The following is a 19,593-nucleotide window of genomic DNA, read 5'->3' on the forward strand; positions in this document are numbered from 1 at the left end:
GTCCAGCAGATTCCGCACCCGCCAGCGCAATTGAGTGTCCGCGGCGGATAGGTAGGCTCGGAGGAAATCCCTCCAGGAAAGGTTACGACACTTGCCCACTGACGGCACCGCCGAACTCGACGGTCTCGCCGGCTGGACTGTAGACCTGATGGAACGCCTCGGCGGCCCAGGGGCAGGCCTGGCCATCTTCCTGGAGAACCTCTTCCCGCCGCTGCCCAGCGAGGTGGTCCTGCCGATGGCGGGATTCGCCGCCAAGCTCGGAAAGCTCTCCGTCGTCGAGGCGATCATCTGGACCACGGTCGGCTCGGTGGTCGGCGCATGGGTCATCTACCTGCTCGGTGCGTGGCTCGGCCACGACCGGATGCGCACGCTTGCGGTGAAGCTTCCGCTGATCGACGGCGAGGACGTCGACAAGTCCGCGGCATGGTTCGCCCGCCACGGCACCAAAGGTGTCTTCTTCGGCCGGATGCTGCCGCTGTTCCGCAGCTTCATCTCGGTCCCGGCGGGCACCGAACGGATGAACTTCGCCGTCTTCACCGTGCTCACCCTCCTGGGCAGCCTGATCTGGAACAGTGTGTTCATCGGCGCGGGGTACGCCTTGGGCGCCAACTGGCACTTCGTCGAGCCCTACGCGTCGACCCTGCAGTACGTCGTGCTGATCGCCGTCCTCGGATTCGTCGGCTGGTTCACCGTCAAACGGCTCCGGCGCCGCTCGGCGCGGTGACGGGCCGAAGGTTGTTCCCCGATCAGCGCCAGTCGCGGAACGCGTCCAGCAGCCTGTCCCGGAACGCAGGCTCGAGCCCCTCGTCGGGCGTCGAGCCGAGGGTGGCCACCGTCACCCGGAACTGTTGCAGATACTGGCTGCAGCCCTCACAGCCGAGCAGGTGTTCGTCGAACCGCGACCGGGTGTCCAGGTCCAGCGATTCGTCCAGGTAATCGGTGACCAGTTCGACGAGTTCGTTGCAGTCGAGCGGTTTTCCGGTGCTCACACCGTCTCCCTCAGGTAGTCCTCGAGCGCTGCGCGCACAGCGGCGCGCCCTCGATGCAGCAACACGCGCTGGTTGGCGGCGGTGATCTCCATCAGACGGCTCACTTCGGCGGCGTCCATGTCCAGCATGTCACGCATCGTCACCACGAGGCGCTGCCTCTCGGGCAGCTTGTCCAGTTCGCGTCGGGTCACGGCCCGCATCTCCTGACCGAGTACCGATCCCTCCGGTGTCTCGGGGAACGGGTGGGGGACGGCCTCGTCCTTCCAGTGGCCGGGCCACTGGTCGTCGTTGTCGCGGAAGCGTTTCGGGTCGACCGTGCCGCCGGTGTACGCCGCGATCTCGACGTCCACATCGGACCGGTCGCGTAGCCCGCGCTTCTTGGCGATGTTGATCAGGACGGTGAAAAGCCATGTGCGCAAGGATGATCTGCCCTGGAACCCGTCGATCCCCTTGAGCAGTGCGATCCACGCCTCCTGGACCACCTCCTCGGCGGCCTCGTGGGTGCCGACATACCCGCGGGCGACGCGCAGCATCGCCGGGGCGTGCTGATCGACCAGAGACGCGAAGGCGACCTCATCGCGCGCTCGCAGCGCGGCGATGAGGTCGGCCTCGTCGATCGATGTGCTGGTCATCTGGGGCGGATGGTAATCCGCGGCCGGGACCTAGTGGCGCGAACTGCGAATCGCGTCGGCCAGCGTCCACACCGCCACACCCAGCAGGGCGACGTCCTTGATCAGGAACTGTCCGGTCGACGACAGGATCGGGAAGCCTCCGGCGGACGCTTCGAAGACGCCGGGGGTGGTGAACAGGAAGCTCAGGGTGGCGACGAACAGGCCGACGGCGATGGCGCTGCCCGCGGCCGACAGGGTCGGCCACCACGGCTTGACGGCGATGAGCGCCGCTGCGGTCAGCTCGACCACGCCGAGAAGGGCGGAGAAGGTGTTGACCGAGAACACGTCGTAGGCCCAGCTCATGAACGGGCTTTCGGAGACCAGCGGCGCGATACCGGCGGCCTCGTAGGCGGTGAACTTCAGCGCCCCGATCCAGGCGATGACGACGACGAGTCCGTAGCGTGCCAGGACGGCGCCGGCGCGATCCAGCTGCGGCAGGTGCAGACGGCGGGTGTGGTCGATGATGGTGGCCATGGGATGTCCTCCCGGTCGGGCCGCACCTGGGTGGCGCGACATTCACCGACGTAGTGGTGGCGAGGGCGCCGAGCGTTACACGCCCGGCGGCGGGTCGGGCACCCGGTGTGGTTCGTAGGCCGAATAGACCTTCCCGCCGATCTTGATGTGAGGGGTGCGGAAGTACGCCGACCCCGTCATCAGGATGATCGCCGCGGCGGCGAACGCCACCGCACTCTGGACGTCGGGCAGGCCCGCGAGGAAGAGCAGAACGACGCCGACGACCGTGCCCGACCAGTAGATCCGTCGCTTGACCGCACGCCTGGGCATGGTCGCGGTGTCGCGGCCCGGTATGGCCGCACCGAGGGCCAGCGCCAGCGCCCCGGCGCCGAGTAGGACGTAAGACAGGGTGCTCATGACCCCGGCAGCAGCATCTGGAATCCGTCGACGATCTCCTGCGAGGCGCTGACGTAGTCGGGATTGTCCGGATCGGCCGTCTGGATCGTCAGGGTCGCCAGGTAGGTCGAGGTGTCGTCCTCGGCCACCACCGCGTGCATGATGATCGGCCGCTCCGGCGCCGGCCCCATCGGTGGGGCCATGTAAGTGGTTGTCTCCGAGGGCAATCCGCAGGTGGAGTTGCTCTCGGTCTGCAGATCGAATGCGCCCAGTCCACTGACCAGGTTGTCCCGGTTCTGCTCGAAGACCTCCTCGGGCGCCTGGCTGCCGCGTACGGACTCCAGCGTGACGACCGCGTTGGGGGCGAAATTGTTGCTGATCAGGTCCGTCGCGACGATCGAGTAGCGGATGATCTCGCTGTCCATCATCGTGTTGCGTTCCCAGCCCGCGGGAACGGGGATGCGCAGCGCGGGCTCGCTGTCACCCTTGCCCGGGATGTCCTCCAGCGGCGCGGCGACGGTCGTGCACTGGCTGTCGTCGCCCCCGGACGTCGACGGCGAGGACGTCCCCGGGGCGGACGACACCGCCCCGCTCTCGGAGCCCATCACCGCCGTGCCCGTGACGTCCTGGGAGCATCCGGTCAGCACCAGCGCCGACGCCGCGGGAATCAGCAGATATCTCCAGCTGAGGGTCATGTCATCTTCCGTTCAGTGTGCGGTGCAGGTACTCGTAGACGAGCGCGGAACGGAACGCGATCTGCGGATTGTCCGACGCCCCGGCATGGCCTCCCTCGATGTTCTCGTAATACCGCACGGAATGTCCGGCTTCTTCGAGAGCGGCGGTCATCTTCCTCGCGTGGCCGGGGTGGACCCGGTCGTCTCGGGTCGAGGTCGTGATGAGCACCGGCGGGTAGCTCCGCTCCGCTGAGATGTTCTGATAGGGCGAATATTCGGAGATGAACGCCCAATCGTCGGGATCGTCCGGATCGCCGTACTCGGCGACCCACGAGGCGCCGGCGAGCAGCAGGTGGAACCGTTTCATGTCCAGCAGCGGCACACTGCAGACCAGACCGCCGAACAGTTCGGGGTATTTGGTCAGCATGATGCCCATCAGCAGACCGCCGTTGGATCCGCCCTGTGCGCCGAGCTGCTCGACGGTCGTGATCCCGCGCGTCACCAGATCGCGGGCCACCGCGGCGAAGTCCTCGGCGACGAGGTGGCGTCCCTCGCGCATGGCCTGGGTGTGCCATGTCGGCCCGTACTCGCCGCCGCCGCGGATGTTCGCCAGAACGTAGGTTCCGCCGCGGGAGAGCCAGAGCCGGCCCATCACCCCGTCGTAGCCGGGGGTCCGGGCCACCTCGAAACCGCCGTAGCCGCCGAGCAATGTGGGGCCGGGGGCCTCGCGGTGGAGGTGGCCCACCACGAAATACGGGACCTCGGTGCCGTCGTCGGAGGTGGCGAAGTGCTGCGACACCTCGAGGTCGGCGGCGTCGAAGAACGAGGGAGCCCGCTTGATCTCGGTCAGCGTGCCGCCTGCCGTTCCGTGCAGCAGCCGCGACGGCGTGTCGAAACCCGAACAGTCCAGGAAGATCTCGTCCCCGCGACTGTCCGCCCCGACGATCGCGGTGTTCGTGTTCTCCGGCAGCCCCGCCACAGGTTCTGCCGTCCACCGGCCCGGCGTGTGCACGGTCACCCGGCTGGCGACGTCGGCGAGGGTCACGACGACGAGCCGGTCCCGGGTCCACGCGTAGTGGTGCAGGCAGGTGTGTGCGTCCGGCGTGAACACCACCTGCAGATCGGCTGTGCCGCCGAGGAATCGGTCGTAGTCGGCGGCCAGCAGGGAACCTGCGGGGTAGGTCTGGACGCCGTACGTCCAGTCGGTGCGCAGTTCGATCAACAGCCATTCCCGGTGGATCGAGATGCTCGCATCGGTGGGGGTGTCGATCCGGATCAGTTCGTCACCGCGCAGTTCGTAGACCTGCTCGTTGAAGAAGTCGGTCGCGCGACTCACCAGTGTGCGTTCGAAACCTTCGGTGTGGTCGCGTGAGCCGGCGACCACGACGTCGGCGTCCTCGCCGCTGAACACGGTCTCGGCGTCGCCGAGCTCCTGGCCCCGCCGCCACCGCTTGACCACGCGGGGATAACCCGACTCGGTCAGCGAGCCGGGCCCGAAGTCGGTGCCGACGAGCAGGGTGTTCTCGTCCTCCCAGGACACCTGTGACTTCGCCTCCGCCAGTGCGAAGCCATCGTCGACGAATGTCCTTGTCCGCATGTCGAACTCGCGAACGACCGCGGCATCCGAGCCGCCGCGCGACAGACTGACCAGGGCCAGACAGTGGTCGGGTTCGAGCACATCGGCGCCGGCCCACACCCAGTTCGCACCGTCCGCGGCGGCGAGCTGGTCGACATCGATCACGACGTCCCAGTCCGGTTTCTCGGTGCGGTAGCTCTCCAGCGTCGTGCGCCGCCACAACCCCTTCGGGTTCGCCGCATCGCGCCAGAAGTTGTACAGGTACTCACCGCGCCTGCGCACATACGGGATGCGGGCGTCGGTATCCAGAACCTCCAGCGCCTCGGCGCGCATCTGTTCGAAACGTTCACCGCCGAGTTCGGCGATCGTCGGTTCGTTGCGCGCACGCACCCAGGCGAGTGCGTCGTCGCCGGTGACCTCCTCGAGCCAGAGGAACGGGTCATCCGCAGGCGGGGGATTCGTCACGCCCCCATTCTGCGCACCGCGGCCGGGGACCATCGAATCGGTCGCGAGATCGGTCGGCGCGGTGACGGACTCTGTACTATCGCCGCAGGTGAGCATCGGGGGCCGTGGTGAACCACATCCGACAGTGGTGGCGACAGCCGGACCGTTATGACTGGATGACGGGGTACCTGGGGTCGCGCCGGCTGCTCCGCTTCTCGTGCGCGGTGATGGGCTCGATCATGGCCGCGCTCGCCGTCGCCGTGGCGTTGATGTCGTTCAGCCCCGTCGGTCCACACGGGCCCGCCCGGGGCGTGGTGCTCGCGATCGCCGCCGGGTTCGCCGGCATCGCCGCGATGTACGCGCGGCGGTGGCCGACGCAGCGGCAGTCGGCCGTGTTCTCGGTGGCAGGCAGCACTGCTCTCGCCGTCGTCGCACTGACGCAGACCGACCCGCATGCGGGGCTGCTGACCTGCTGGGCCTTCGTCGGACTGGCGGCCTACGTCGCGCTGTCGCACAGTCCGCGTCTGTTGGTCCTCACGGTCAGCGTCGCGCTCGCCACCGCCGCCGCGTGCGCGGTGCGGATGGGACTGGACGGGGACGTCCCGCTGGCGGTGGCCACACTGCTGCTGTCCACCGGAGGTCTGTTGACGGTTCCGTTCGGCGGCCAGATCCTGGTGCGGCTGTTGTGGAACGACGCGGTGTCGACCGATCCTCTGACCGGCCTGACGAACCGGCGCGGGTTCCGTCGCTCGGCCCACGCCCTCCTCGCCGACGTCGCCCACGGCGGTTCCGGGAGTTTCAGCGTGGTGATGATCGACCTCGACCGGTTCAAGCGCCTCAACGACACACTGGGCCACGCGGTCGGTGACCGCGTGCTCGTCGACGTGGCCGGCAGACTGCGCGAGGCCTGTGGTCCAGGCGTGATCGCGGCACGCGTCGGCGGCGAGGAATTCGTGGTCGCCCAGGCCTGCCCGCCTCGCGAGATGGAGATGCTGGCACGGCGCCTCTGTTCGGCCATCGCCTCGAATCCGTGGCATGTGACGGCAAGCCTCGGCGTCGCCGGCGTCTCGGTACAGGACCCCGCTGCGGACGCCCGCACGGTGATCGAACGGGTCATCACCGCGGCCGACATGGCGATGTACGAAGCGAAACGGGCCGGGGGCAACCAGATCCGCCAGTCCGAGGCGGCCGCCTGAGAGACTGGGGCATGGGCATTTTCGGACGATCCGGGGACGGTCTGGACGACGGCGGGCTCCGCCGGCGGGTCGATGAGCTGGAACGACGCGTGGCGGCGCTGGAGTGGGCGCTGCGCAGCGCATCGGCTACGGGTGGGGACGGGCCGGCGCCGGGGCCCGCCGCGGCCGGCGGCCAGGTCAGCGCCGAGGTCCTGCACCTGGCCCGGTCCGGCAACAAGATCCAGGCCATCAAGGTGCTGCGGGACCAGACGGGGCTGGGGCTCAAGGAATCGAAGGACATCGTCGACGACCTCGCCCCCTGACCTCGCCGCCGGCCGCACCGCCGGCGGGGGTCAGGACAGGTGATGCACCTCCTGCAGGCCGTACACCGGGGTCGGCAGCCCCTCGTGGCGCGCCTTGAGCTGCAACGCCAGATACAGCGAGTAGTGCCGGGACTGATGAAGGTTGCCGCCGTGGAACCACAGGTTCGGCTGCTGGGTCGGCTTCCACATGTTGCGCTGCTCGCCCTCCCACGGGCCGGGGTCCTTAGGGGTGTCGCTACCGAGGCCCCACACCTTGCCGACCCTGTCGGCGACGTCCTGTCCGATCAGGTCCGCCGCCCATCCGTTCATCGAGCCGTAGCCGGTCGCGTAGACCACCACGTCGGCGGCCAACTCCGTCCCGTCGGAGAGCACGACCGAGTTCTCGGTCAGATGGTCGACCTGGCCGTGCGCGAGCTTGATCCGGCCGTCGGCGACCATGTCGCAGGCGCCGACGTCGATGTAGTAGCCGGAGCCGCGTCGCAGGTATTTCATGAAAAGCCCGGAACCGTCTGCGCCCCAATCCAACTCGAAGCCGGCGGCTTCGAGCCGGTCGTAGAAGTCCCGGTCGCGCTCGCGCATCTGGTCGTAGAGCGGGATCTGGAACTCGTGCATGATGCGGTACGGCAGGGACGCGAACGTCAGGTCCGCCTTCTCCGTCGTCATGCCGTCGGCCACCGCCTGCTCGGAGTACAGCGCACCCAGCCCGATCTCCATCAGCGAGTCCGACTTGACGATGTGCGTCGATGACCGCTGCACCATGGTGACGTCGACGCCGTTCTCGTAGAGCGCCTTGCAGATGTCGTGGGCCGAGTTGTTCGACCCGATCACGACGGCTTTCTTCCCGACGTAGGCGTCCGGGCCGGGATGCGCGCTGGAATGGTGCTGCTCGCCGCGGAAGACGTCCTGACCGGGTAGCGCCGGGACGTTGGGCTTGCCCGACATGCCGGTCGCCAGCACGAGCTGGGTCGGGTGCAGCGTGAGGCGTTCGCCGTCGCGGTCGACCTCGACCGTCCACCGCTGCGCTGCGTCGTCGAACACGGCCGACAGGCAGGTCGTCTTCGACCAGTACGGCACCTCCATGACGCGGGTGTAGAACTCCAGCCAGTCGCCGATCTTGTCCTTCGGCGCGAACACCGGCCAGTTCGGCGGGAACGGCAGATACGGCAGGTGGTCATACCAGACCGGGTCGTGCAGACACAGCGACTTGTACCGCTTGCGCCACTGGTCGCCGGGGCGCTCGTGCTTGTCGACGACGATCGCCGGCACCCCGAGCTGGCGCAGCCGGGCACCGAGCGCGATGCCGCCCTGGCCGCCGCCGATCACCAGCACGTACGGCTGCACGGTGCGGCCCAGTTCCGCGTCCTCGGCGGCTTTCCTCTCGGCCCACGACCGCGGGTCGGGGTCGTCACCGTGGACAGCGCCCCGCACCCGGGTCGCACCCTTGCGCTCCTCGTGTCCCTTGAGTTCCTGCAGTGCCGTCAGCAGCGTCCAGGCTTTGTCCGTTCCGTCGGCACTCGTGAGCCGCAGGTGGCCGGTGCCGCGCCCGGTGCCGGTCTCGAACTCGATGAACGCCGAGGTGACGGCGTCCTGCCCGGTGCCTTCCTGGACCGGCGCCTCGCGTGTGCGGAACCCGGACGGGTCCGTCTCGATCAGGCGCGCGGCGAGCATGTCGGCGATCTGGTCACGGCCTTCGAGGGTCTTGATGTTCCAGGTGAAGGACACGAGGTCGCGCCAGAAACCGTCGACGGCGAACATCTCGGTGGCGCGGTCGATGTCGCGGACGGCCAGTGCCGCCTCGAAGGACGCGAGCCAGGCATCGACACGCTGCTGCGGCGTCACGTCCGCGGTGGTCTGAAAATCGAGAATGGAAGTCATGTGACCCAGGGCACACCCGGGTGGCCGCTGCCGGCAAGAGTTGCGAAGCGTTGCACGGGGCTAGGAGGCCGGCAGCCCCGGGGGCCTCGCCCGGCGCAGCCGGCCGCGGTGGATCTCGTTGCGCACCGCGGTCGCGATCTCTCTGCCCGTCGCTCCGGCGTCCCGCGGGCGCGTCCGCAGCGACCGTCCCGCGGCCAGCGCGAGCCGCCGCGGGGTCAGCAGGCGCTTCGGGGCGACCTCGTGGTTGAGGACGCGCATCAGCAGGCGGCGCGCCGCCGGGTCGCCGGCGATGTCGCGCAAGACCTCGGTCATCAGCGGCGTCGGGGGCCCCGGGGCGCCGAGGTCGGTGGCGAACCAGTGCATCGCGTGGGCATCCCGATCGCGCCAGCGCCACCAGCGTTGTGTCGCGTCGTCGACGGCACCACTGTGTGCGAGGTCGGCGGGAAGCAGGTCGGCGAGGTGTTCGGCCTGGCAGAACGCGTCCGAGATGCCCTGCCCGGGCGTGAAGTCCTTGAAATGGCCGGCGTCACCGAGGAGCACCCAGCCCGGGCCGGCGGCCTGGCGGAAGTAGCCGTGCCATCGGGCCATGACGCGCAGAGGTCCCACCCGTCGCGCTCCGCCGACGACATCGGCCAGTTCGGGCCAGCCGGCGATCCCCGCGGCGAACGTCTCGTCACGGTCTGCGTCGCCGTCCCCGGCCGCGACGCACACCATGTACAGGTCCCCGTCGGTGGGACTCGCCAGATACGCGTTCTCTCCGATCCGCGCGATCCTGAGCCGGTCCTCGCGGTCGGTGACCCCCTCGAAGTAGGCCCACACCGGGACCCGCCCGCGAGGTGTTGTCGAATACTCCTGTGCCGCAACGGATTGTGCCACTGTCGAGTGCCGTCCGTCGGCCCCCACCACAAGGTGGCCGTGGATCGGTCCGCGGTCCGTCGTGATGCCGGCGATCCGGCCGGCGTCCCGGAACAGGCCCGTCGCCTTCACCCCGGTGCGCACGTCGGCCCCCGCCGCGGCCGCGGTGTCGGCCAGCACAGAGTCCAGCGTGACCCGTCGCACGCACAGCCCGGGCAGCGGGAACGTCGTGCGATCGAACTCGTCCTCGATGCGGACGTCGTCGTTGACCATCGTGAACCTGCTGATGGTCGCGCCGCCGGCAGAGAGGACGGCCTCGAGCGCGCCCAGCCGCTCCAGGGCGGCGGCTCCGCGCGGCTGGATGACGTGCGTCGACGGCGTCTCGGACGGCAGACGTGCCTTGTCGACCACGCAGACGCGAAGACCCCTGCGGGCGAGCAGGACCGCCAGCGACGACCCTGCGCACCGTGCGCCGACGATGACCACGTCGAACTCCTGCATGGCGACCTCGCTGTCTTCGGCACCTCCATGGTGCAACCCACTGCAACTCTTTCGCGTTGTGGCCGCGGTCACATAGGAATGGCCGCATGAGAGCAGCTGTCTATTACGGACCGAACAAGCTCGTGGTCGACGAGGTCGCCGAGCCGCAGGTGCGTCCGGGAACGGTGAAACTGCAGGTCGGCTACAACGGGATCTGCGGCACCGACCTGCACGAGTACTACGCGGGCCCGATCTTCGTCCCGACCGAGCCGCATCCGTTGACCGGCGCGCAGCTGCCGCTGACCATGGGTCACGAATTCTCGGGCACCATCACCGAGGTGGGCGACGGGGTGGTCGGCTGGAACGAGGGCGACCGCGTCGCTGTCGAACCCATCTACCGATGCGACCACTGTGGCCCGTGCCGGGCGGGTAACTACAACGTCTGCCGGCAGATCGGATTCCACGGCCTGATGTCCGACGGGGGGATGGCCGAGTACACCGTGGTGCCCACCAGCATGCTGCACAAGCTCCCTGACGCCGTGTCCCTGGAGCTGGGTGCACTCGTCGAACCGATGTCGGTGGCCTACCACGCCGCGACACTCGGCGACGTGAACCCCGGCGACACCGCCATGGTGTTCGGCGCCGGACCGATCGGCATCGGATTGTGGTTCGCGTTGCGTGGCAAAGGACTCGACGATGTCTTCGTCGTCGAACCGTCACCGACGCGACGCGCCGCGATCGAGGCACTCGGCGCCCACACCCTCGACCCCACCGCCGCCGACGTGCCCGCGTTCATCGCCGAACACACCGAAGGTGACGGCGCCGACGCGGTGTACGACGCCGCAGGGGTCGCCCCCGCCGTCGCGACAGCGCTGGACTGCGTCGGTTCACGCAAGCCGATGATCAGCGTCGCCATCTACGAAAAGCCCTTGGAGACACCACTTCTGAACCTGGTGATGAACGAGTCGAGGATCCAGGGCTCGCTGTGCTACACCGGCGCGGATTTCGACGCGGTGATCGCGCTGATGGCCGAGGGCAGGTACGACACCACCGGCTGGGTCACGCGCATCCCGATCGGTGACGTCGTCGACGAGGGATTCGAGGCGCTGCACGCCGGCACGAAGATGAAGGTTCTGGTCGACCCGAACGGAGAAGGCCGATGAGTTCCGATGCGGCACTGCGCGGGAGGGTCGCGCTCGTGACCGGAGCGGCCCGGGGCATCGGCCGCGGCATCGCGCTGCGCCTGGCCCGCGACGGCGCCGACGTCGCTCTGGTCGACGTCCACCCCGACGGCATGGACGACGTCGCGGCCGAGATCGCGGTAATAGGCTGCAAGACAACGGTTTTCGTGGCCGATGTCAGCGACCGCGACCAGGTGTTCGCGGCCGTGGACCACGCCGCTGCGACGTTGGGCGGCTTCGACATCATGGTCAACAACGCAGGCATCGCGCTCGTCGGACCGATCCAGGACGTGACACCGCAGCAGCTCGAAAAACTCTGGGCCATCAACGTCAACGGGGTGCTGTGGGGAATCCAGGCCGCTGTCGCCAAGTTCGCGGAGCTGAAGAACCGGGAGCACGGGAAACTCAGCAAGATCATCAATGCGTCGTCGATCGCCGGCCACGACGGGTTCGCGATGCTCGGGCCTTACAGCGCCTCGAAGTTCGCGGTGCGGGCGCTGACCCAGGCGGCCGCCAAGGAGCATGCCGCCGACGGGATCACCGTGAACGCCTACTGCCCGGGTGTCGTCGGCACCGACATGTGGGTGGAGATCGACAAGCGCTTCGCCGAGCTGACCGGTGCCGCCGAGGGGGAGACCTACGACAGGTTCGTCGGCGGCATCGCACTGGGCCGCGCCGAGACCCCCGAGGACGTCGCGGGCTTCGTGTCCTACCTGGCCGGCCCGGACGCCGACTACATGACCGGGCAGGCGGGCCTGATCGACGGCGGCCTGGTCTACCGCTGAGATGAGGCGCACACTGGGCCGTGATGCCCATCAACCCCGGCAGTTCGCCCGTGCCTGAACCGGCAGTCGCAGTCGGCGAGGATCCGCGCAGCTACGCGCGGCTGATGTCGGCTGTCTACGACGCGACGATGGCCGGGCACCGGGCACCCGCGCGGCCCCGCGAGGTCATCGGCGAATCGTGGCGGCGCATGATGGCCGGCGGCATCGGCCCCGGCGAGGTGCCGACACCGGTGGTGGAGTCCGGGTCGCTGGAGATGCTGCGCCGGTCGTCGGGGCTGATGGAGGTGCTCGACGAGATCTCCCACGGTCTGGAGTCGCTGGTCGCCGAGGGGGAGAACATCCTCGTCGTCGCCGATGCGCAGGGCCGGGTGCTGTGGCGGTCGGGGTCGCCGTCGGTGTTGAGCAACGCCGACCGGCTCGGCTTCGTCGAGGGCGCCCACTGGGGCGAGGGGGCCGTGGGCACCAACGCCATCGGCACCGCCCTCGTGTCGCAACGCGCCGTGCAGGTCTTCTCCGCCGAACACTTCCTGCGCAGCCACCACTCGTGGACGTGCGCCGGCGCGCCGATCAAGGACCCCAGGACGGGGCAGGTCATCGGCGTCGTCGACGTCTCCGGGCCTGCGGCCACCGTGCACCCGACCACGATCGCTCTGGTCGACGCCGTCGCCCGACTGGCGGAATCGCACCTGCGCCAGGAGCACGACCGCACTCTCAACCGGCTGAGGGCGCTGGCCGCGCCGATTCTCGCGCGGATGGGCAGCCCGGCGCTGGCCGTCGACACCGAGGGGTGGGTCGCCGCGGTCGACGCGATGCCGCTACACAACCGGATCCTGCTTCCCGAGCAGATGGGACCGGGCCGGGTGTGGCTGACCACCCTGGGCATGTGCGCCGTCGAGCCGCTGCCGGGCGGGTGGCTGGTGCGACTCGCGCCCGGGGACGAGGCGGGTCAGCCCGGCGTCACCCGCGTGTCGCTGGACTTCCGCGATCCGGACACGCCCTCGCTGGCGCTGGCGGGGGAATTCGGTGGCTGGCGGCACGACCTCTCGCTGCGGCACGCCGAAATCCTTTGCGCACTGGCGCTTTCGCCGCAGGGGCGGACAGCCCCGCAACTGGCCGAGGACCTCTACGGCGATCGCTCGCGGGTGGTCACCGTGCGCGCGGAGATGTCGCGGTTGCGCAAACAGTTCGCCGGACTGCTCGCGGCCCAGCCGTACCGGTTCTCGGGCTCGGTCGAACTCTCGGTCTGCTATCCGAAGGACCGGCGTCTGCTTCTGCCGCCGTCCACGGCGCCGGCGGTGCGTACTGCCCGAACGGTGGGGGCGCCGGCGGCGGGCCAGGAGCACAATGGGTGAGGTGGACGCACCCTACCGAGCCCTGGTGACCGAGGCCGCCGCCGAACTGCTGCGCACGTTGCAGGAGCGCCACGGCGCGCTGATGTTCCACCAGTCCGGCGGCTGCTGCGACGGCTCCTCTCCGATGTGTTACCCCGACGGCGACTTCATCGTCGGAGACCGCGACGTCCTGCTCGCGGTCCTCGATGTCGGCGACGGCGTGCCGGTGTGGATCTCAGGTCCGCAGTTCGACACCTGGAAGCACACGCAACTCGTCATCGACGTGGTGCTCGGCCGGGGTGGCGGCTTCAGCCTGGAGTCGCCGGAGGGCAAGCGCTTCCTGTCCCGCGGGCGCGCGTTCACCGACGACGAGATGCGTGCGCTGGAGACCGTGTCCGTCGTGACGGGCGCGGCCTACGAACGCGGCGTGCGACCCGCAGCGTGCGGCACGCACATCGTCGCCGACGCCGTGGACGCGTGCGCGATTCCCCAGCGATAGAGCCTCCGATGTGGGGGCCGGGCGCACGAATTCCGGTTCTGCGGCGGCACTGATCGCACACCAGGCGGGCGCGGCGAGAGTGCGCCGGACACAACATGATCACGATCCTGTCTCCCGGCGTCCCCTCGATGCCCCACGTGCGCAGCGCATCTACCGGGTACTTGATGTCCCACGGCCGCCGGTGCACACGGCAACCGTGACCGGTCCGTTACGCCGCGGCCATCAAAGTGCGGCGCGCCGTACGCATTTCGGCCGGCGGCACCGTTATCGTCGATGACGTGATCCCGCTGCCACGAGCATCGGTCTTGGCCGGAGTGATGATCATCGGCGTCGCTCTCGGCATGATGGGTGCGCTCATAGTCGCCGTCGAACTCACCGCCACGATCCGTCCCGACGTCGCGATCGGACTCGTCATCGGTGTGCCGAGTGTCGTCGGCATGCTGATGATCCTGTTCTCGAACCGCCGCTGGACGACCGCCGTCGGCGCCATGATCCTCGCGATCGGACCCGGATGGTTCGGCGCGCTGACCGCGATCCAGGTGGCCTCCGGTGTCTGAGCAGACCCAAGCGTTCACGCCCGAATTCACGGGCGGCTTCGCCGCGCAGACGGTCGTCGAGGACCCCGCTTACGCGGCCGAGCTGCCGGCCCCGCACGCGGCGCCCATCGTCTTCCCCAGCGTGGCCCAGTTCATCAGCCGGTGGCGCTTCGTCCTCGTGGTCACCGGCATGTGGGTCGTGGCCGCGGCCGCCGGGGCGGGCCTCTACTACTGGTGGTTCCACTCCCTCGACAAGGCCGTGCCCGTCTTCGCCGTGCTGGTCTTCCTGGTCGCCTGCATCGTGGGCAGCCTGTTGACGGCGATGGTGCAGGAGCGGCCCGGTATCGCGGCGCTGTCGCTGGCGCTGATGTCGGGCCCGCTGGCCGCCGCCCTCGGTGCCGCGGCGCTGTACGGCAGCTACGCGTTCGGGTGGATCACCACCTAGGGAGCTCGTTGCGCAGTCGAATACTTCATGTGTTCAGATAGACACATGAAACTGCGCGCTGCGCTTGCCTGTGTTGTGAGCGTTGCCGCCGTCGCGGCGTGTTCCTCGCCGTCGGGCGAGGGGAATGCCGATCAGATCGTGCTGGCCGAGGGCTATGAGCTCGGCGGCTACAACCCGGTCAACGGCTATTCCGAATCCGGCGTCTCACCCCTCTACGACGGGCTCTACCGCCCGAGCGCGACCACCGACACCGTCGTCCCCGAGCTGGAGCCGGCCCTGGCCGACCGGGCTCCTGAGCCTGCGGGCCCGAACCGGTGGCGCATCCCGCTGCGGACGGGTGTCACCTTCTCCGACGGCAGCACCCTCGACTCCGCCGACGTGGTCGCCACCTACGCCGCGGTCGGCGATCCCGCGGTCGCGTCGGAGATCTCGACGTCCGTCGCGCCGATCGTGTCGATGACCGCCGACGGGCCCGATGCCGTCACCGTCGAGCTGAACACCGCTGCGGATCCAAAGCCCTGTCTGCTGCTGGGAATCCTGCCGTCGGAGAAGGTGGAAGCGGCGCCGGCCGCGGACTGGGCGGTCAACACCGCGCCCGTCGGCACCGGCCCGTACCGGTTGGAGAGCCTGCGACCCGACCAGGCGGTTCTGGTGGCCCGCGACGACTACTGGGGCTCGCCGCCTCAGGTGAAGCGACTCGTCTACACCTATGCACCCGATGACAACGCCCGTGCCCAGAGCATGGTCTCCGGTGCGGTCGACGGCACGAATCTGCCGCCGCGCCTGATTGATTCGGTCAACAGTGACGACGTGCAGACCGTGGCGGTGCGTTCGGCGGACTGGCGGGGCATCGCCCTCCCCGCGGGCAATCCGTTCACCGCCGACGTCGCGGCCCGGCTCGCGATGAACATCGGTGTCGACCGTGACGCGATGGTGCGCGACGTCCTGCTCGGCTACGGCCAACCCGCCAGCACGCCCGTCGCGGAGGCCTATGGCGCGGCGTACAGCACCGACGCGCCGTACACGTTCGACCTGCGCAGGGCCGAAGAGCTGCTGGAGCAGGCGGGGTGGCGCAGATCCGGTGACGGCGTGCGCGAAAAGGACGGCGCGCGTGCCACATTCGAGCTGCTCTACAACGCCCAGGACACGCTGCGCCGCGACCTCGCGGTCGCCTACGCCGCCGCGATGAAACCCCTGGGCATCGAGGTCCGGCCGCGCGGCACCAGCTGGGACGAGATCGACACCCGGTTCGGTGACTCCGCCGTGGTGCTCGGCGGCGGTTCCACGCCCTACAGCATCGACTCGCAGGTGTACGACACCCTGCACACCCGGGTGCCGAACTCCTCGCCGTACTCCAACCCGGGCAACTTCACCGCACCGGGCCTCGACGAGATGCTGGAGCGCGCAAGCCGATCCGCGCCCGACCCGGCCAAAGACGAGCTGTACCGCACGATCCAGTCCACGTATGCGGCGGCACCGTCGCACGTGTTCCTGGTGTTCCTGAACCACACCTACAGCTACAAGGACCTCGGCTGGCAGCAGAGTCCGCCGATCATGGAGCCGCACTCCCACGGCGTTTCGTGGGGCCCGTGGTGGGATGTCGCCGCGTGGACGCGATAGGCAGCCGGAGCGTGGACGCGATAGGCAGCAAGAGCGTGGACGCGATAAACGGCCGGAGCGTGGACACGCTGACCCCGCAGAGCGCCCCTCCGGTCGCCGAGCATGCGTCCGCCGGACGACCGGCCCGGCCGTGGCGCGCCGCGGCCCGCCTGCTCGCGATCCGCACCGCGATCGCGGTGCCGCTGACAGCGGCGATCTCGGCCGCCATCTTCGCCGTCGCCTCCCTGTCGCCGTTCGACCCTCTCGCGGCCTACCTCGGCAGCAACTACCAGTTCGCCACGCCGTCGCAGCGCGACGCGATGCGGGCGGCGTACGACACCGACCAGCCGTGGTACCAGGCCTGGTGGCAGTGGGTCGGGGGGCTGATGCACGGTGACCTCGGCTGGTCGTCCACGCAGTCGCAACCGGTCACCACCGTGCTGGCCGAGCGCCTGCCGTTCACGCTGGCGTTGTCCGGGGCGGCGCTGGTGACCGCGACGGTCGTGGCGCTGGTGCTGGGCTGTGTGGCCGGAATGCGCCGCGGCGGGCTGATCGACCGGGTGTGCACCGGGTTCTCGGTGACCCTGGCGGCCGTTCCGCCGTTCGTCGTGTCGCTGGCCCTGGTGGTGGTCGTCGCGGTGGGGCTGCGCTGGCTCCCCGCCTCGGGGGCCTCAGCTCCCGGAGCCGGTTACACCCTCGATGGTGTTGTGCGCCACGGCATTCTGCCGTGGATCGCGCTGACCGTGTCGATGATCCCGTGGCTGCTGCTCACGACACGCGCCGCCGTCGTCGCCGGCATCGATTCCGACGCGGTCCGCGGTGCCCGCGCGCGCGGGGTGCACGGCTGGGCGTTGCTGCGCGGTCACATCGCCCCCGTCTCGGTGCTGCCGACCCTGGCGCTGCTCGGCACCCGGTTGCCCGAGCTGATCGCCGGCGCAGCCATCGTCGAGACCGTGTTCGGCTGGCCGGGGATGGCCGCCACACTCGTCGAATCTGCTGCCGCACTCGACTTTCCGTTGCTGGCGGCGTTGACGGTCGCGGCCGCCGCGACGGTGCTGGCCGGCTCGGCGCTCTCCGACGCCGCCGCGGTGGCCATCGATCCCCGCGTGAGGATCAGCGCATGAAAGCGGACCCGCCGTGGATCGTGCTCGGCCTGATCGTCGCGGCCGCGGTGGGGATTCCGCTGCTGGCGGGCGATCAGGTCGCCGACTTCGCCGCAGCGCTGCAGCCGCCCGGGCCCGGACACCTCGCCGGCACCGACCATTCGGGCTACGACCTGCTGGTGCGCACCGCCGAGGGGCTGCGGGTGTCGCTGCTGATCGCGGCCGTCTGCGCGGTCGTGGCCACCGTTCTCGGCGTGGCGATCGGGGTGGCCGCAGCGCTGGTCGGCGGTGGGCTCGATGCCGTCGTGATGCGCCTTGTCGACGGGTTCAACGCGCTGCCGCACCTGGTCGTCGGCATCGTCATCGCGGCGATGTGGCGCGGTGCGCCGCTGGCGATCATCGCCTCGATCGCGCTGACGCACTGGCCTGCCGTGGCGCGGGTGGTGCGCGCCGAGCTGCTGGCCGTGGCCGAGGCGGGTTGGGTCGAGACGGCGCGACTGGCCGGCGCCTCACGCTGGTTCGTGGCGCGCACCCACCTGGTCCCGGCGGTCACCGGACAGGCACTCGTGGCGATGGTGGTGCTGCTGCCCCACGCCGTGTGGCACGAATCCACCCTGTCGTTCCTCGGCGTCGGGCTCTCGCCGGACCGGGCCAGCCTCGGGACCCTGCTCAGCGAGGCCCGTGGGGACGTGCTCGCCGGGGCCTGGTGGACGCTGGCCGTGCCTGCGGCCGCGCTGATCGTCGCCGCGCTGGCGTTCGCGGCGGCAGGTACCTCGGTGCGCAACCGGCACCGGCCGCCGGTGGGGCAGGTCTGGTGAGCGCCGCGCGACTGACCGGGCTGACGGTCGACATCGACCTGCGTCGTGGCCGGGACACGGCTGCGGTGTCGGTCCTCGACGATGTCGACCTCGACGTTCCCGCCGGTGCGGTCACCGCGCTGGTCGGGGAATCCGGATGCGGGAAATCGCTTGTCGCGGCGGCGCTGTCGGGCCTGGTCCCGCCGGGGTCGCGGGTCCGCGGGACGGTGCACATCGACGGCCGCGAGGTCGGGCACCGCGACGAACGGGCCTGGCGCAGGCTGCGCGGGCGCCACGTCGGGGTCGTGCCGCAGTCGGCGGCCACGTCGTTCACGCCCGTGCGCACCGTCGGATCCCAGCTCACCGAGATCTGCACACGGCTCGACGCCGACCGCACGCCGCAACAGCTGTGCGCGGCCGTCGCGCTGCCCGCCGACGTGCTGGGTCGCTACCCGCACGAACTGTCCGGCGGCATGGCGCAGCGCGTCGCGATCGCGGCCGCGCTCGCCGGCAGGCCGAAGCTCCTGCTCGCCGACGAACCCACCTCGGCGCTCGACCCCGACAACGCCGCGGTGATCTGGCGGCTGCTCGGCGACGCCGCCGACGACGGGGCCGGCGTCCTCGTCATCACCCACGACATGCCGTCGCTGCTGCGCGCCCGCGTGTGCGGCGACGTCGCCGTGATGGCCCGCGGAACCGTGCTGTCGCAGGAGCCGCTGGCCTCGGCGCTGGAGACCACGGACCCCTATCTGCGCGCGTTGCTGGGGACGGTGCCGGCGTGACGGGGCTGGAGGCCGTCGGGATCCGCGTGTCCTTCGCGGGAAAGACCGTGCTCGACGGTGTCGACGTGACCGCGCCCGCGCAGGCGGTCACCGGCGTCACGGGCGTCTCGGGCAGCGGCAAGACCACCCTGCTGCGGGTGCTGGCCGGTCTGCAGACACCCGACGCCGGGCAGGTCCGCTACGGCGGGCGCACGGCCGCGCCGGCCGGGTCGGTCGCACTGCTGGCCCAGCACCCCCGGCTGGTCTGCAACCCGCGCTGGACTCTGGGCCAGATCATCGCCGAACCCGCCGTCATCCGCGGAGAGCGCGCCGACACCGACGAGACCGCCGTGCGCGTCGGGCTCGCCCCCGAGCTGCTCGACCGCTATCCCGGGCAGGTCAGCGACGGTCAGCTGCAGCGGGCGTGCCTCGGCCGGGTCCTCACCCAGCGCGCCGCCTACCTGCTGTGCGACGAGCCGACCGCGATGCTCGACCCGATCGCCTCGGGCGCGGTGATCGAGCTTCTGCGGCAGGTCTGCGACGACGGCGCGGCCGTCGTGCTCGTCAGCCACGACCCGGCTCTGATCGAGGCATTGGCCTCGAGCCCGGCGCACGCGCTCGCCTTGCCGCGCCCACTAGGGTAGG

Annotated in this window: 22 protein-coding genes; 14 read left to right on the plus strand and 8 right to left on the minus strand. The window is 69.9% G+C overall.

Annotation, left to right across the window (positions count from 1 at the left end):
* Positions 1–91: 91 nt before the first annotated feature.
* The gene (locus tag FHR72_RS04225; RefSeq protein ID WP_260155814.1) at positions 92–724 is read left to right on the plus strand and encodes a DedA family protein; all 633 of its coding nucleotides are present in this window, start codon (positions 92–94) and stop codon (positions 722–724) included.
* A 22-nt stretch (positions 725–746) separates the two neighbouring features.
* Here FHR72_RS04225 and FHR72_RS04230 read toward each other — a convergent pair whose 3' ends face one another.
* The 6 genes from FHR72_RS04230 to FHR72_RS04255 all read right to left on the minus strand — a co-directional run bounded on the left by FHR72_RS04230 (position 747) and on the right by FHR72_RS04255 (position 5,224).
* Entirely contained in the window at positions 747–989 is a 243-nt protein-coding gene (locus tag FHR72_RS04230; protein ID WP_183466692.1) for an anti-sigma factor family protein, read from the minus strand.
* On the minus strand, positions 986–1,621 hold the full coding sequence (locus FHR72_RS04235) for an RNA polymerase sigma factor (RefSeq protein ID WP_183466693.1): 636 nt from the start codon (positions 1,619–1,621) through the stop codon (positions 986–988). The genes FHR72_RS04230 and FHR72_RS04235 overlap by 4 nt, the downstream gene beginning before the upstream one ends.
* A gap of 30 nt (positions 1,622–1,651) precedes the next feature.
* Complete coding sequence (locus FHR72_RS04240; protein WP_183466694.1) at positions 1,652–2,134, minus strand: YkgB family protein; 483 nt, start codon at positions 2,132–2,134, stop codon at positions 1,652–1,654.
* Positions 2,135–2,209: 75 nt separating this feature from the next.
* A complete protein-coding gene (locus FHR72_RS04245) occupies positions 2,210–2,530 on the minus strand; it encodes a hypothetical protein (RefSeq protein WP_183466695.1) in 321 nt (106 codons plus the stop codon).
* Positions 2,527–3,204, minus strand: coding sequence for an LpqN/LpqT family lipoprotein (locus FHR72_RS04250; RefSeq protein WP_183466696.1), 678 nt, complete (start codon positions 3,202–3,204; stop codon positions 2,527–2,529). The genes FHR72_RS04245 and FHR72_RS04250 overlap by 4 nt, the downstream gene beginning before the upstream one ends.
* A gap of 1 nt (position 3,205) precedes the next feature.
* Positions 3,206–5,224, minus strand: coding sequence for a prolyl oligopeptidase family serine peptidase (locus FHR72_RS04255; protein WP_311736051.1), 2,019 nt, complete (start codon positions 5,222–5,224; stop codon positions 3,206–3,208).
* A gap of 155 nt (positions 5,225–5,379) precedes the next feature.
* Between FHR72_RS04255 and FHR72_RS04260 the strand changes: the two genes are divergently transcribed.
* Both FHR72_RS04260 and FHR72_RS04265 read left to right on the plus strand, forming a co-directional pair.
* The gene (locus FHR72_RS04260; protein ID WP_183466698.1) at positions 5,380–6,399 is read left to right on the plus strand and encodes a GGDEF domain-containing protein; all 1,020 of its coding nucleotides are present in this window, start codon (positions 5,380–5,382) and stop codon (positions 6,397–6,399) included.
* 11 nt (positions 6,400–6,410) lie between these two features.
* The gene (locus tag FHR72_RS04265) at positions 6,411–6,701 is read left to right on the plus strand and encodes a ribosomal protein L7/L12 (RefSeq protein WP_183466699.1); all 291 of its coding nucleotides are present in this window, start codon (positions 6,411–6,413) and stop codon (positions 6,699–6,701) included.
* 30 nt (positions 6,702–6,731) lie between these two features.
* Here FHR72_RS04265 and FHR72_RS04270 read toward each other — a convergent pair whose 3' ends face one another.
* Together FHR72_RS04270 and FHR72_RS04275 are read right to left on the minus strand one after the other, a co-directional pair.
* Positions 6,732–8,576 carry a flavin-containing monooxygenase gene (locus FHR72_RS04270; protein WP_183466700.1) on the minus strand — a complete coding sequence of 615 codons (1,845 nt, stop codon included), beginning with the start codon at positions 8,574–8,576 and terminating at the stop codon, positions 6,732–6,734.
* 60 nt (positions 8,577–8,636) lie between these two features.
* Complete coding sequence (locus tag FHR72_RS04275; protein WP_183466701.1) at positions 8,637–9,932, minus strand: FAD-dependent oxidoreductase; 1,296 nt, start codon at positions 9,930–9,932, stop codon at positions 8,637–8,639.
* Between the two features lie 86 nt (positions 9,933–10,018).
* Between FHR72_RS04275 and FHR72_RS04280 the strand changes: the two genes are divergently transcribed.
* The 11 genes from FHR72_RS04280 (at position 10,019) to FHR72_RS04330 (ending at position 19,592) form a co-directional block, all read left to right on the plus strand.
* Positions 10,019–11,074, plus strand: coding sequence for a 2,3-butanediol dehydrogenase (locus FHR72_RS04280; protein WP_183466702.1), 1,056 nt, complete (start codon positions 10,019–10,021; stop codon positions 11,072–11,074).
* Entirely contained in the window at positions 11,071–11,877 is an 807-nt protein-coding gene (locus FHR72_RS04285; protein WP_183466703.1) for an acetoin reductase, read from the plus strand. Before FHR72_RS04280 ends, FHR72_RS04285 begins: the two co-directional genes overlap by 4 nt.
* Positions 11,878–11,900: 23 nt before the next feature.
* Positions 11,901–13,229 carry a helix-turn-helix domain-containing protein gene (locus tag FHR72_RS04290; protein ID WP_183466704.1) on the plus strand — a complete coding sequence of 443 codons (1,329 nt, stop codon included), beginning with the start codon at positions 11,901–11,903 and terminating at the stop codon, positions 13,227–13,229.
* A 1-nt stretch (position 13,230) separates the two neighbouring features.
* A complete protein-coding gene (locus FHR72_RS04295) occupies positions 13,231–13,707 on the plus strand; it encodes a DUF779 domain-containing protein (RefSeq protein WP_183466705.1) in 477 nt (158 codons plus the stop codon).
* Between the two features lie 278 nt (positions 13,708–13,985).
* Positions 13,986–14,264 (plus strand): putative holin, encoded by a 279-nt coding sequence (locus FHR72_RS04300; protein ID WP_183466706.1) that lies wholly within the window; start codon positions 13,986–13,988, stop codon positions 14,262–14,264.
* Positions 14,257–14,688: a hypothetical protein gene (locus FHR72_RS04305; RefSeq protein ID WP_311736052.1), complete on the plus strand. Its 432-nt coding sequence runs from the start codon at positions 14,257–14,259 to the stop codon at positions 14,686–14,688. The genes FHR72_RS04300 and FHR72_RS04305 overlap by 8 nt, the downstream gene beginning before the upstream one ends.
* 45 nt (positions 14,689–14,733) lie before the next feature.
* Positions 14,734–16,308, plus strand: a complete 1,575-nt coding sequence (locus tag FHR72_RS04310) for an ABC transporter substrate-binding protein (protein WP_260155817.1) — start codon at positions 14,734–14,736, stop codon at positions 16,306–16,308.
* Between the two features lie 20 nt (positions 16,309–16,328).
* Positions 16,329–17,411, plus strand: coding sequence for an ABC transporter permease (locus FHR72_RS04315; RefSeq protein ID WP_396888404.1), 1,083 nt, complete (start codon positions 16,329–16,331; stop codon positions 17,409–17,411).
* On the plus strand, positions 17,408–18,208 hold the full coding sequence (locus FHR72_RS04320; RefSeq protein ID WP_183466708.1) for an ABC transporter permease: 801 nt from the start codon (positions 17,408–17,410) through the stop codon (positions 18,206–18,208). Before FHR72_RS04315 ends, FHR72_RS04320 begins: the two co-directional genes overlap by 4 nt.
* A complete protein-coding gene (locus tag FHR72_RS04325) occupies positions 18,202–18,969 on the plus strand; it encodes an ATP-binding cassette domain-containing protein (protein ID WP_183467224.1) in 768 nt (255 codons plus the stop codon). Before FHR72_RS04320 ends, FHR72_RS04325 begins: the two co-directional genes overlap by 7 nt.
* Positions 18,966–19,592: an ABC transporter ATP-binding protein gene (locus FHR72_RS04330; protein ID WP_183466709.1), complete on the plus strand. Its 627-nt coding sequence runs from the start codon at positions 18,966–18,968 to the stop codon at positions 19,590–19,592. The genes FHR72_RS04325 and FHR72_RS04330 overlap by 4 nt, the downstream gene beginning before the upstream one ends.
* Position 19,593 lies beyond the last annotated feature (1 nt).

Source organism: Mycolicibacterium iranicum, assembly GCF_014190915.1.
Taxonomy (GTDB): Bacteria; Actinomycetota; Actinomycetes; order Mycobacteriales; family Mycobacteriaceae; genus Mycobacterium; species Mycobacterium iranicum_B.